At 69.7% G+C, this 12,931-nt stretch carries 10 protein-coding genes; 3 read left to right on the top strand and 7 right to left on the bottom strand.

Annotated features, from left to right (window positions below; all coding sequences use genetic code 11):
• Positions 1-235 precede the first annotated feature (235 nt).
• The 3 genes from ACZ68P_RS08615 (at position 236) to ACZ68P_RS08605 (ending at position 3,206) form a co-directional block, all read left to right on the top strand.
• Entirely contained in the window at positions 236-1,312 is a 1,077-nt protein-coding gene (locus ACZ68P_RS08615) for a ParA family protein (RefSeq protein ID WP_365713644.1), read from the top strand.
• Complete coding sequence (locus ACZ68P_RS08610; RefSeq protein ID WP_471004249.1) at positions 1,309-2,415, top strand: ParB/RepB/Spo0J family partition protein; 1,107 nt, start codon at positions 1,309-1,311, stop codon at positions 2,413-2,415. Before ACZ68P_RS08615 ends, ACZ68P_RS08610 begins: the two co-directional genes overlap by 4 nt.
• A gap of 173 nt (positions 2,416-2,588) precedes the next feature.
• Positions 2,589-3,206, top strand: a complete 618-nt coding sequence (locus ACZ68P_RS08605) for a GNAT family N-acetyltransferase (RefSeq protein ID WP_471004247.1) — start codon at positions 2,589-2,591, stop codon at positions 3,204-3,206.
• 104 nt (positions 3,207-3,310) lie between these two features.
• On the opposite strand, the gene trxA is transcribed toward ACZ68P_RS08605, so the two are convergent.
• From trxA to ACZ68P_RS08570, 7 genes are all read right to left on the bottom strand, one after another.
• Positions 3,311-3,655, bottom strand: coding sequence for a thioredoxin (gene trxA / locus ACZ68P_RS08600; RefSeq protein WP_471004245.1), 345 nt, complete (start codon positions 3,653-3,655; stop codon positions 3,311-3,313).
• A gap of 50 nt (positions 3,656-3,705) precedes the next feature.
• Positions 3,706-4,680, bottom strand: a complete 975-nt coding sequence (trxB, locus tag ACZ68P_RS08595; RefSeq protein WP_365713288.1) for a thioredoxin-disulfide reductase — start codon at positions 4,678-4,680, stop codon at positions 3,706-3,708.
• A 126-nt stretch (positions 4,681-4,806) separates the two neighbouring features.
• A complete protein-coding gene (locus ACZ68P_RS08590) occupies positions 4,807-5,706 on the bottom strand; it encodes an anti-sigma factor (RefSeq protein WP_471004243.1) in 900 nt (299 codons plus the stop codon).
• Positions 5,703-6,407, bottom strand: coding sequence for an RNA polymerase sigma factor SigM (gene sigM, locus ACZ68P_RS08585; protein ID WP_471004241.1), 705 nt, complete (start codon positions 6,405-6,407; stop codon positions 5,703-5,705). The genes ACZ68P_RS08590 and sigM overlap by 4 nt, the downstream gene beginning before the upstream one ends.
• Positions 6,408-6,432: 25 nt before the next feature.
• On the bottom strand, positions 6,433-8,139 hold the full coding sequence (locus ACZ68P_RS08580) for a protein kinase family protein (protein ID WP_471004239.1): 1,707 nt from the start codon (positions 8,137-8,139) through the stop codon (positions 6,433-6,435).
• Between the two features lie 117 nt (positions 8,140-8,256).
• Positions 8,257-10,446, bottom strand: coding sequence for a murein biosynthesis integral membrane protein MurJ (gene murJ / locus ACZ68P_RS08575; RefSeq protein WP_471004237.1), 2,190 nt, complete (start codon positions 10,444-10,446; stop codon positions 8,257-8,259).
• A 45-nt stretch (positions 10,447-10,491) separates the two neighbouring features.
• On the bottom strand, positions 10,492-12,780 hold the full coding sequence (locus tag ACZ68P_RS08570; RefSeq protein WP_471004235.1) for a DUF6049 family protein: 2,289 nt from the start codon (positions 12,778-12,780) through the stop codon (positions 10,492-10,494).
• Between the last annotated feature and the right edge of the window lie 151 nt (positions 12,781-12,931).

Raw genomic sequence — 12,931 nt, 5'->3', positions numbered from 1 at the left:
CTGCCATACGTACGTATTTCGGAGTGTCGAGCGGTCCTGGGTCGACAGCGCGTGCATCGTGTTTCACGTGAAACGTCGCTCACTGCTGCAGGGGATCATCAGCCGCGGCCGCGCGGCTGCCACGCCCCGGGACCGCAAGCCGTCCGTGAAGCCCCCCGCGAGGGTGAGGGGATTGTCCACAGAGGTGGAATCCTCCACAGAACCACGGGCCTCGCTGGTTCACGACCCCGAATGCATGGCAGGCTCTATTCATCGCGAGCCTGAAGCCGAGGAGAGTGAATCCTTGCGGTCCAACGCCAACATCGCGGGACCGATGACCGATCCGGTCCCCGGTCCCCGAACCGAATCGGTGGGGGAGGATGTTTCACGTGAAACACCGCCCCCGATGGACGACACCCCCATTGGTCGCGCTGCCCAGCTGGCAGTAGAGGCGCTGGGGCGTGCCGGTGAGGGCCTCCCTCGGCCTGCCCAGACACGCGTGATGGTGGTCGCCAACCAGAAGGGCGGAGTCGGGAAGACGACCACGACGGTCAACCTCGCCGCTTCGCTGGCGCTGCACGGCGCCCGGGTGCTGGTGATCGACCTCGACCCCCAGGGCAATGCTTCAACCGCTCTGGGCATCGACCACCATGCCGAAGTCCCCTCGATCTATGACGTCCTGGTGGAGAGCAAGCCGCTCTCCGACGTGGTGCAACCCGTCCAGGACGTCGAAGGCCTCTTCTGTGCTCCAGCCACCATCGATCTCGCCGGTGCGGAGATCGAGCTGGTGTCGCTGGTAGCGCGGGAGAGTCGACTGCAGCGAGCGATCCAGGCGTATGAGCAGCCGCTGGATTACATCCTGATCGACTGCCCGCCGTCACTCGGTCTGCTGACCGTCAACGCCATGGTGGCGGGCGCCGAGGTGCTCATCCCCATCCAGTGCGAGTACTACGCGCTGGAAGGGTTGGGGCAGCTCCTGAAGAACGTCGACCTGGTGCGGGGGCATCTCAACCCCACGCTCCATGTCTCGACGATTCTGCTCACCATGTACGACGGCCGGACGAGGCTCGCCTCTCAGGTCGCCGACGAGGTGCGCACCCACTTCGGCGAGGAGGTGCTGCGGACCAGCATTCCGAGGTCGGTACGCATCTCCGAAGCACCGAGCTACGGGCAGACCGTGCTCACCTACGACCCGGGCTCCAGTGGTTCGCTGTCGTACCTCGAGGCGGCCCGTGAGATCGCCCTGCGGGGAGTCGGGCTCCAGTACGACGCCCAGCAGGCTCATGCGGGTCACCAGAACAGCCAGCGAAACATGTCGGAGGGTATCCAGTGAGCGAGCGACGTAGAGGATTGGGGCGTGGGCTCGGTGCGCTGATCCCCGCTGCTCCCCAGGAGCGGCAGGCGCCGACTGTCGGTGCGGGATCGGTAGCGGCCTCCGCGGGGGCCATCCCGCCCATGTCGTCCGAGCGAGGGGTGGCCGCCGCGAAGGTGGCGACCCTTCCGCAGAGCCCTCAGTCGCCGGATTCGGTGGTGTCGACGGCGGAGCCCGAGCCGGTCGCCGAGGTGGACTCCCCCGCCGGGGCTCACTTCGCCGAGCTGCCGCTCGACTTCATCACCCCCAACCCGCGGCAGCCTCGTGAGGTCTTCGACGAGGACGCGCTGGCGGAGCTGGTCACCTCCATCAAGGAGGTCGGTCTGCTACAGCCCGTCGTCGTACGGCAGCTCGGGGCCGAGCGCTACGAACTGATCATGGGTGAGCGTCGCTGGAGGGCCTGCCGTGAGGCCGGCCTGGAGCGCATCCCCGCGATCGTGCGGGCCACGGACGACGAGAAGCTTCTCCTGGACGCGCTTCTGGAGAACCTTCACCGGGCGCAGCTGAACCCTCTGGAGGAGGCTGCCGCGTACGACCAGCTCCTCAAGGACTTCAACTGCACCCATGACCAGTTGGCCGACCGGATCGGCCGCTCCCGGCCCCAGGTCTCCAACACGCTGCGTCTGCTGAGGCTCTCGCCTCCGGTTCAGCGGCGGGTCGCCGCCGGTGTTCTCTCGGCCGGCCACGCCCGCGCCCTGCTTTCGGTGGACGACCCGGAGACGCAGGACAAGCTGGCGTACCGGATCGTGGCCGAAGGGCTCTCCGTGCGTGCCGTTGAGGAGATCGTCACCCTGATGGGTTCCGAGCCCACCTCCACGACCAAGCCCAAGGGGCCGCGGGCAGGGGCTCGTGTCTCCCCGGCGCTCACGGACCTGGCCGCCCGGCTCTCGGACCGCTTCGAGACGCGGGTGAAGGTCGATCTCGGTCAGAAGAAGGGGAAGATCGTCGTCGAGTTCGCCTCGGTGGACGACCTCGACCGGATCCTGTCGACCCTGGCTCCTGGTGAGGGTCGCGTTCTGGACCAGGTTCATGCCGAGCAGGGCGAGGAAGACGCCGAGGGCTGATCCGTCCTGCTGCTTGTCCCCAGCTGCTTGTCTCCAGGGCGGGCCGTATTCCGGTGCAGACCGGAACACGGCCCGCCCTTTGCCTGCCGACGGTATCGCCCTGATCGCCCCATCGATACGATTCTGAGAGGGGCGTATCCGTCTGCGTTGGCCGAGGGAAGCGAGGAATCGCCGTGGGGCGTCGGCTCGTACCGCTCACGCTGGACAACCTGCCGGACCTCCCCCAGCGGTGTCGCTCCTGTGTGTTCTGGGAGCTCGACCCCGTGAGTGGCGAGGCCGCGGTGAAGTCGGGCAGACCGGAGCTGGAGAAGGAAGCCTGGATCTCATCCGTTCTCCTGGAGTGGGGATCCTGCGGCCGGGTCGTCTACGTCGACGATGTCCCCGTCGGCTTCGTCCTGTACGCGCCTCCCGCTTACGTACCGCGCTCCATGGCGTTCCCCACGAGCCCGGTCTCGGCAGACTCGGTGCAGCTGATGACTGCCTGGATCATGCCGGGCTACCAGGGGCAGGGACTAGGGCGGACGATGGTGCAGACCGTCGCGAAGGACTTGCTGCGGCGCGGCTTCAAGGCCATTGAGGCGTTCGGCGACGCCCGGTGGAAGGAACCGGCCTGTGTCCTGCCGGCGGATCACCTTCTCGCGGTGGGCTTCAAGACCGTGCGGCCGCATCCGGCCCATCCGCGTCTGCGGCTGGAGCTGAGGACGACGCTCTCCTGGAAGGAGGACGTCGAGATGGCACTGGACCGGCTCCTCGGCGCGGTACAGAAGGAGCCGGCGCTCCGCCCCCTCTAGTGTCCGGCTCGGCGCTCCCTGAGGAAGCGATGCGCGGTGACGACGACGACGGCCCGCCCCCTCGTGGGGGCGGGCCGTTCGTGTTTCACGTGAAACGAGAGGCGTCAGGCCTTGGTGGCCTCGTCGGAGACGAACTCCTCCAGGTCGCGGAGGATCGCGGCCTTCGGCTTGGCACCGACGATGGTCTTCACGACCTCGCCGTCCTTGTACACGTTCAGCGTCGGAATCGACATGACGCCGTACTTGGCAGCCGTGGCCGGGTTCTCGTCGATGTTCAGCTTCACGATCTCGATCTCACCGTGCTCGGCGGCGATGGCCTCCAGCGACGGGGCGATCTGGCGGCAGGGTCCGCACCAGGCGGCCCAGAAGTCCACCAGGACGGGCTTGTCGCTCTTGAGGACGTCGTCCTCGAAGGAAGCGTCGGTCACGTTCTTCAGGGCGCCGGCCACGGCGACCTCCTTAACTTCGCGGGGTGTGGGGTGGGGAATGCCGGGCGAGGTCAGACCGCCGGGGTCTTCTCCGGCTCGGCGAGCTTCTCGGTGTCGGCGAGGGCGGCCAGGAAGCGCTCGGCGTCGAGCGCGGAGGAGCAGCCCGTACCGGCAGCGGTGATCGCCTGACGGTAGGTGTGGTCGACGACGTCACCGGCACCGAAGACACCGGGCAGGTTCGTCCGCGTCGACGGAGCCTCGACCTTGAGGTAGCCCTCCTCGTCCAGCTCCAGCTGCCCCTTGAACAGCTCGGTACGCGGGTCGTGGCCGACGGCGATGAAGAGACCGGTGACCGGGAGCTCGCTGGTCTCGCCCGTCTTGGTGTTCCGCAAGGTCAGGCCGGAGAGCTTCTGATCACCGTGGATCTCGGCCACCTCGCTGTCCCAGGCGAACTTGATCTTCGGGTCGGCGAAGGCACGCTCCTGCATCGCCTTGGAAGCGCGCAGGGTGTCACGACGGTGGACGATGGTGACGGACTTGGCGAAGCGGGAGAGGAACGTCGCTTCCTCCATGGCGGTGTCGCCGCCGCCGACGACGGCGATGTCCTGGTCCTTGAAGAAGAACCCGTCGCAGGTGGCGCACCAGGAGACACCGCGTCCGGAGAGCGTGTCCTCGTTGGGGAGGCCGAGCTTGCGGTGCTGGGAGCCGGTCGTGACGATGACGGCCTTGGCGCGGTGCACGGTGCCGGCGGTGTCCGTGACGGTCTTGATGTCGCCGGTCAGGTCCACGGCGACGACGTCGTCCGGGATCAGCTCGGCGCCGAAGCGCTCGGCCTGCGCGCGCATGTTGTCCATCAGGTCCGGGCCCATGATGCCGTCACGGAAGCCGGGGAAGTTCTCCACGTCGGTCGTGTTCATCAGGGCGCCACCAGCGGTGACAGCACCTTCGAAGACGAGCGGCTGCAGCGACGCACGCGCCGTGTAGAGCGCTGCGGTGTAACCCGCGGGACCGGAGCCGATGATGATCACATTACGGACGTCGCTCACGGATTTCTTCCTCGTCTCTGAAGACTGCCTACTGCCTACGGGGCGATCGGGTCGGTGACTCTCACCCCACCCAACGGATCCTACGGGGCGAGCATTCCCGAGTTTGCCCCCCGGCGCGGCGGTACGTCAGGAGCGAGGGTAGGACTCCGTCAACAAGAGCTTCGCTTTGCCCTCTCCGGAGCCTTCCGCGCAGGAGGCGTCCAGGACGAAGGCCTCCACCCGAGTGGCGTCGGAGCGGTCAGGCAGGACGAGGAGATAAGCCGGCGTCCCCTCGTACTCGCCCTTCTGGAAGGCGAGGGGCGTGTCCGGCCGATCCGTGCCGGCCTTGACGCACCCGGGGACCGCTTCGGTGATGCCTCGCTTGGGTGTGTTGCCACCCTGGGCGGACATCGACTCGGGGCTGCCGTCCCTGGGCGCCCTGAGGGGGGCGTCCGGCTGAAGGAGTGCCTGGACCCGGGCTTCGACCGGTTCCCCGGCGAAGCGGGCCCCGGCGGTATCGCTGACCGCCGCGTCGCTCTTCGTGTCGCCGGACTCGCCACTGAGAGTCTGGACGCCCCCCTGAGTGAAGAACAGACTCAGACCCAAGGCGGCGGCTCCGATGGCCGCGCCCAGCGCCGCGACCCGGCGCCGACCCGCTTTGCCGGGTCGGCCGGGGCCGGTGGCACCGCGAGGGCGGCCGACCGGCCGGTCCGCACCCGGGGCGAAGGGACGCGCTTCTCGGCGCACGCTCTCTGTTTCACGTGAAACATGACCGTCGAGCTCGGGCGCGGTCGCGTCCAGGAGGGCCTCCGCCGCCAGAGCGGCGTCGATACGGCCGGTGATGTCGGCGGGCATCCGCGGCGGGCCGGGCAGGGTGCCCAGCAGCCCACGGATCTCCTCCAGCGAGGTACGTACGTCCGCACAGAGGGGACAGCCGTCGATATGACGGCGTACGGCCGTGGTGCGGGCGGGGGAGAGAAGCCCCTCGGTGAGGTCGGAGATCTCCGAGACGTCCGGGTGCTGGGTCGTGTCGGTCGAGGAAGTCACGCGCGCCCACCTCCGCCCTTCACAGCTGCCGGACCATTCGGTCCGGTATCCCTTGGCCCCGCCACCGGTGGGACGGATGTCCCCGGCGTCCGGTTCCTTCCCCGCTCGGGACCCTCGTTACCCACCGTCCCGGCCCGCAGATGGGTGAGCATGGGCAGCAGTTTCGCCCGGCCTCGCGCGCACCGGCTTTTCACCGTTCCGGCGGGCACATCGAGGATGCGGGCGGCCTCGGCCACGGGGTATCCCTGCATGTCGACCAGGACGAGAGCCGCTCGCTGGTCCTGCGGGAGCTTGGCCAGCGCTGCCAGCAGCTCCCGGTGCAGATCCTGCCGCTCGGCAGGTGCCTCGGCGGACTCGGCGGGTTCGAGGAGCTGCTCGAAGCGCGCGGTGTCGTCCATAGGGGAGGTCTTGCGGGAGGCGGTTTTGCGGGCGCGGTCGAGGCAGGCGTTCACCGTGATGCGGTGGAGCCAGGTCGTGACGGCCGACTGGCCGCGGAAGGTGTGGGCGGCCCGGAACGCGGAGACGAGGGCGTCCTGGACGGCGTCAGCGGCTTCCTCGCGGTCCCCCAGCGTCCGCAGCGCGACGGCCCACAGGCGATCGCGGTGGCGCCGTACCAGCTCACCGAAGGCGTCCGGTTCCCCGGCCACATGCCGCGCCAGGAGTTCCTGGTCGCTGATGTCGCCGTATATCGCGTCGTCCAACGGTGAGCCCCCTCCCCTTCGGGCGTCAGCTGGTGATCTTGATGTCCGAGATCTTGCCGCGGAAGTTGCCCTCGTTGCTGGCGGGCAGCTCCGTCAGCCAGATCAGAACGTAGCGCGTCGTCACCGGCTTCGGTGCCTTCAGCGTCACCTTGGTGCCGGAGCCGGACGTCTGGGTGGCGAAAGCGCCCGGACTGGTCGGTGCGGTCGTGTCTCCGGCCGGGGCGGTCCGCAGCTCCACGGAGGTGTGCCCCACGAAGGAGACGTCGACCGAGCCGACCTGCTGCGGTGCGCCCAGGTCGAGCACCATGCCCACGCCCTCTTTGAGCCCGCCGAAGTCGGCGCTGTAGTACCCGTCGGTGTTCCAGAAGCTGCTGAGGTCGCCGTCGTAGGCGTTCTTTATGCCCTCCGGCTTCTCCGAGCCGCTGCCGAGCGGGTCGAAGTCGTGTGCTCCGACGATCCGGACGGGCTTGCCCGTCGCGGGTGCCTTCTCGTCCTGGATGTCCTGCGACGGCAGGTCCTTGGGCGTCTCGGTGCCCTTGGTCTGGTCGAGCAGCCGATCTGCGATCTGCCAGCTGCCCAGTCCGAGGGCGGCGATGAGCAGGGCGGAGACGGCCCACTTCAGGGCCCGGCCGGTGCGGCTCTCCAGAGGGGCGGGAGGGATGGCCACCGGCTGGGCGACCGTGATGCCCGGCCGCTGCGGGGGCCGGCCGTACGTGCCCTGCTGGTAGGTGGTGCGCTGGTACTCCGGAGGCGTGGCGAACTCGGGCTCCGGCGGACGGATGCGGGGCATCGCCGCCACGGCCTTGGCGAGTTCGTCCGGCGTGGTGCAGGGCGGCTCCTGGCGCGAGGCCGTGGCGCCGTCATTGGCGAGGGCGCGCATCGCGATCTCGGACAGACCGCGGTGGACCCCGGCCCGCACCTGGTCGGGAGCGAGCAGGCCCACGCCCTTGGGGAGGCCGGAGAGCCCGTGGGCATCGTTGTCGTACGGCCAGCGCTGGGTCAGTGCCGCGTACAGCAGGGCGCCGATCGCCTCGGTGTCGGTCCGCTGGGGGCGTTCGGCGCTGATGCCCCGCAGAGCGGCGTTCACGGCGAGGCCGCGGATGCGGTACTGGCCGGTGGAGCTGCGCAGTACGGCGCTCGGGGTGAGGCGGAGGTGGGCGAGCCCCTCGCGGTGGGCGGCGGCCATCGCCTGGGAGACCTGGCTGACGAGCTGATAGGCGTCGTGCGGCTCCAGCGGGCCCACCGCGAGCAGCGCGGTCAGTTCCGTGGAGTCGGGCAGCCACTCGTGCACCACGTACACGAGGTCGTTCTCCTCGACGGCGTCGAGGACCTGGACGAAACGCGGGTCGCCGAGGAGCGCCGCGGAGCGGGCCGCGGCCAGGACCGAACGGGCCCGCGGGTGGTCCGCGGGCAGGAGGTGCACGCCGACCGCACGACGCAGTTTCTCGTCGACGGCACGCCAACTGCTGAAACCGTCCAGACGGGTGACGCACTCTTCCAGGCGGTAGCGCCTGGCCAGTTTGTGGCCGCTGTGCAGCTCGGGTGTCTCGATGGAGGGCTGTTCGCCGTTCTGCCGATCGTCGGCCTTGTTCTCCGCGTCTTCGGCGGACTTCTCCGCCTGCGCCTGCGCTTTCGCCACCCCGTCGGTCGCGGCCTTGCCCGCCTTGGCGGTCAGCGGGTCGTCACCGCTGTTGTCGGCCACGTCGACGGCAGCCGTGCTACGTTCCGCCACCGTCGTTCCTGCCTCCCCATCCGTTGCGCCACATCCAACAGCCAAGCCAATTGTGCCCACAGTCGGCCGCTATGCACGACACACGGCGGCCGACGATGGTTGTGCGGGACGCCTCTCCTAGCGTCCGAGGCGTCCACGGACCATACCGACCATGGAGTTCAGCTCCGCGATCCGCATGCGCTTGGCCGCCACGAAGAACACACCGAGCAGGACCGCGCCGCCGATGACGAGAGCCACGAGCGAGCCCAGAGCATCCTCGCCCAGGAGCTTCAGAAGCCCGAAGCCGACCGCTCCCGCCACGACCGCGGCGGGCAGCGAAGCCAGACAGAGCCGTGCGTAGGTTCGCATGACATGGGCGCCGTCCAGGTCGCCGCCCAGACGGTTGCGCAGCCGACGCCAGGCGACGCCGACACCGACGGCGTAGGCGAGGCCGTACGAGGCGGCCATGCCGACGACCGCCCACTGGGCCGGCAGCACGAAGTAACAGGCGGCCGAAGCGGCCGCGTTGACGGCGGCGACGATGACCGTGTTGTAGAAGGGCGTCCGCGTGTCCTCGTAGGCGTAGAAGCCGCGCAGCACGACGTACTGGACCGAGTACGGGATCAGGCCGAGGCCGAACGCCATGAGGATGAAGCCCATGCCCTGGGCGGCCTGGATGCCGCTGGAGGCGTACAGCAGGGTGCACATCGGGACGCCGAGGGCCAGGAAGGCGAAGGAGACCGGGACGATCGCGACGGCGGAGTTCCGCAGGCCCTGCGAGATGTCGTCACGGACGGCGCCGGGGTCGTCGTCGTGTGCCGCGCGGGAGATGCGGGGCAGCAGCGCGGCCATGACCGAGACGGTGATGATGGCCTGCGGCATGCCCCAGATCAGCTGGGCGTTGGAGTACGCCAGGAAGCCCGCTCCGCTCTTGCCGGACTCCTCGCCGGCCGCGGTGGCGAGCTGGGTCACGACCAGCACACCGGCCTGGTTGGCCAGGACGAACAGCACGGTCCACTTGGCGAGCTTGACCGTCTTGCCGAGGCCGTGGCCCTTCCAGTCGAAGCGCGGGCGGAACCGGAAGCCCGTCTCGCGGAGGTAGGGGATCATAGCCAGCGCCTGGACGGCCAGACCGAGCAGAGTGCCGATGCCGAGCAGGCGGATGCCGTCCTCCGGGATGGTCTGCACACCCATGTGGGACTCGGCCGAGGTGCCGTAGACCCAGATGAACAGGCCGAAGGTGACGATCATGACGATGTTGTTGAGGACCGGGGTCCACATCATCGCGCCGAACTTGCCGCGTGCGTTGAGGATCTGACCCATCACCACATGCACACCCATGAAGAAGATGGTGGGCAGGCAGTACCGGGCGAAGGTCACGGCGACGCTGTTGGCGGCGGCGTCGTCGGCGATCGTGTTGGACATCAGCCGGATCAGCAGCGGGGCCGCGAAGACTGCGATCGCCACGATCGCGCCGAGGGCCACCATCACGAGGGTCAGCAGGCGGTTGGCGTAGGCCTCGCCGCCGTCCTCGTCGTTCTTCATCGAGCGGACCAGCTGCGGCACGAAGACGGAGTTGAGGCCACCTCCGACGGTGAGGATGTAGATCATCGTCGGCAGGGTGTACGCGATGGTGAAGGTGTCACCGAGCAGGGCGGCGCCCAGGGCACCGGTGATCACGAGGCTGCGGACGAAGCCGGTGAGGCGGGAGACCAGGGTTCCGGCCGCCATCACCGCGCTCGACTTCAGCAGCCCCGAGGCGCGGCCGGACTTCTTCGGGGCGGGGGCGGGCATGGGGTTCGCCTCCGGAGCGGGCGGGGGCACCTGCCCCGGGGCCTGCTGGTCCCGGTAGAGGTGCGCGAAGGCGTCCGGCTCCTCGGGACCGTCCTCGCCGGCCCGGGTGACCAGGTCGTCCACACCGGTGAACTGGACCGTGCGGGCGTCGTCGCCGTAGGGCAGATGGCGGGAGGGACCGTCGGGCTCGGGCGCCGGTGTCTGCGCCCAGACCCTCGGGTCCGGGGCGTACGGGGGCGCGGCCGGCTGCTGGTAGAGCGGCTGTGGCTCCGGGTAGGTGCCCGGTGGCGGCGGGGGGTGCGCGGCGCGGTCGTAGAGCGCCTCGCTCACCGGGTCCTGGGCGGAGAGGTCCTGTGCGCGGTAGGGGTCGTGGGTGTAGGCGTCCTGGACGTACGGGTCCTGGGCATAGGGGTCGGGCTGCTCGGGAGGCGGAACCGGCGCCTGGCCGGGGCCCGGGGGCGCCGCGGGCGTCCCGCCGGACGGCTCGGTGCCGCCCGCGCCCTGGCCGCGGTCACCGTCGTACGGCGCGTTCATGGTTACCCCACCTCATCGTCCCCGGCCGACCGGCCACGACATCGCTCAACGGTCCACTTTCTCACCCGTGCCCGACGGGTCGCCGCTTTCGGGACCGGTGTCAGGGGTCGGGTCACTCGGCTGCTCGGGATCGCCGTCCTCCGCGGCCTCCGCTTCGGCGTTCCTGGCAGCCGCGCGCTTGCGCTGGGTGTACATCCGCACGCCGGCGAGGACGAGCAGCAGCACACCTCCGGCGATGACGAGCATCACGGTCGAGGTGATCTCGGAGACCTTCACGGTGAAGGTCATCGGCTTCCCGTACGGCGTGCCGTCCTCGGTGAAGAGCTGGGCCGTCATCGGGACCGGACCGTTGGCGTTGGCGGAGGCCGTGAACTTCACCGACTGGCTGTGCCCGCCGTTGATCTTGACGGGGAGCTCGGCGACGGCACCGCCACCGTTCACGTGCAGGCGGGTCTTGTTCCCGGAGGTCAGCCGCAGCACCAGGTGGTCCACACCCTGCAGCAGCTTGTTCTGCACGGTGACGGGGATGGTCGCGCTGCGCCCGGAGAGCATGAGATCCGACTTGTCGATCAGCTGGACCTCCTCGGTGAGGTCCCGAAGGTAGTCGCGCACCTCGATCCGGTACAGCGAGGCCGCCGGTGCCTGGCCTCGCCAGGACGTCGACATCTCACGGCTGATCGCGTTGCCGAAGGGGGTCACGACGCGGTCCGCCTGGGTCAGGATGACCTTGAAGTCGTCGAGCGCGTCGCGCGTCTCCTTCATGTCGCGGAAGGCGGAGACCGGCAGTTCCTGGTCCCGCAGCCGCTGCGGATAGCGGGAGGCGCTGGGCACCTTGGTCTCGACGCCCGGGTCGGGCTTCGCCGCGGCGGCCGTGATGAGGTCGGACGGCTGTGTCCAGCGCTGGGCCGCCAGCCCGCGGAGCGCGGTCGCCATGCTCTGCGCCTGGGTGGTCGTCGGCACCCGCTGCGGAGCGACCACGACGCTGCGCTGCTCGTCGGGCTGCTCCAGGGTGACGGCGAGCGACTGGGCGAGGAACTCCTGGACGGCCAGCGTGGACGTCCCCGTACCGAGCAGGTCGCCGTCGAAGGCGGTCGATAGAGAGGCATCGCTGACGACGGCCGTCGTGCCGCCGCCGACCGCGCGTGCGGCCGTGGGCGTGAACGGGAGGTCGTCACGGAAGCTGTCGCTTCGGGCGATGACCTTGTGCGCGCCGGCCGAGGTAGCCACACCCATGATCGACGGGTCGACGGCTCCGTCGACGGGCCAGGCGAAGTCGGTGGAGGGCGTCACATGGAGCGTCGTCTCCACGGTCGTCCGCGCCAGCTCCGTGGCCAGCCGGAGGTGGCTGAGTGACCCGGGCACGTCCTTGCCGCGATGGGCCAGCGAGGCGATGTCAGGGTCGGCGAAGGGCAGGGCGACGACCTTCCGGTCGGCCACCGCCTTCTCCAGGGAGTCCAGCCACCGCTCGGCGACCGCCTGGTTCGTGCCGGGCACCGTGTCCGTGCCGCTCTTGACGCGGTAGGTGCCGGTCATGGCGTCGACGGTGGCGAGCAGGTCCGGATCGATGACCCAGGTCACCGGGAGATCCCTGCCCAGCGCGACCATCTGCTCCAGGCGTCCCCCGGGGCCGAGCTCTGCGGCCAGGTCGTCGTTCTCGAAGACCGGCGTCTGCTGGTCGTCCGAACCCGTCTCCGCCGACACCCGGGCCGAGGAGATCAGGGGCCAGAGGTAGGTGAGCTGGGTCCGCTTCTCCGTGGCCTCCGGCTGGTACGGCAGGAAGGTCCGCTCGATACCGAGCACCCGCCCGCCGGGCTGGGCCGGCGTCCGGCCCGAGAGGGACACTCCCAGCTGGTAGACGCCCCCGTCCTTGAGCCCGAGCTTGTCGACCGGCACGGAGAGCGTGAACTCGTGGCTGAGTCCGGCCGCCAGCCTCGGGATCTTGACGGCGTAGGTGCCGCCGAGGGCCGCCGGGTCGTTGCCGGGCCGGAAGCCGGAGCGATCGGAGACCTGCTCGATCTGGCTGCGGCTGGTCATCCGGGGGCCCACGCGGAGATCCACCGTGGCGTCCGTGACGGCCTGCCGGCTCTGGTTGGTGACCGTGCCGGAGACCGTCAGGGTGTCGCTCTCCAGCGGCGCGCTCGGGGCGAGCGTGTCGAGGGACACACTGACCGTCTTGGAGCCGCTCGGTTCCTCGGCCGCCGTCGCGGGGGGCGCGACGGGGCCCTGGAGCACTCCGGCCAGCAGGGGCGTTCCGGCGATCAGGGAGGCCGCTCGCCGCAGCCAGCGACGGGCAGGTGAGGGACCGGTCCCCTGGATGTCTGCCGCCTCGGCCACGCGTTCGCCCGTCCTCGTCGTATCAGTGGTGTCGGTGGTTCCCGGTTGCTGTGTCCACGCATGGTAACGAGGCACGCTGTGGCCAAGTGCCGGGGACTGCTCCAGGTGATCGCGGCGAAGGGGCGGGCCGCCGGGAAATCAGGGACGCCAG

The sequence above is a fragment of the Streptomyces sp. NPDC036822 genome, assembly GCF_055609145.1.
The sequence above is the reverse complement of the archived record's forward strand: the minus strand, read 5'-3'. Positions and strand labels throughout refer to the sequence as shown.

Bases quoted from the DNA above. Each gene is read 5' to 3' on its own strand.
- murJ (WP_471004237.1), bottom strand. From the start codon at position 10,446: ATGAACGCGCCGTACGACGGTGACCGCGGCCAGGGCGCGGGCGGCACC.
- ACZ68P_RS08615 (WP_365713644.1), top strand. From the start codon at position 236: ATGGCAGGCTCTATTCATCGCGAGCCTGAAGCCGAGGAGAGTGAATCC.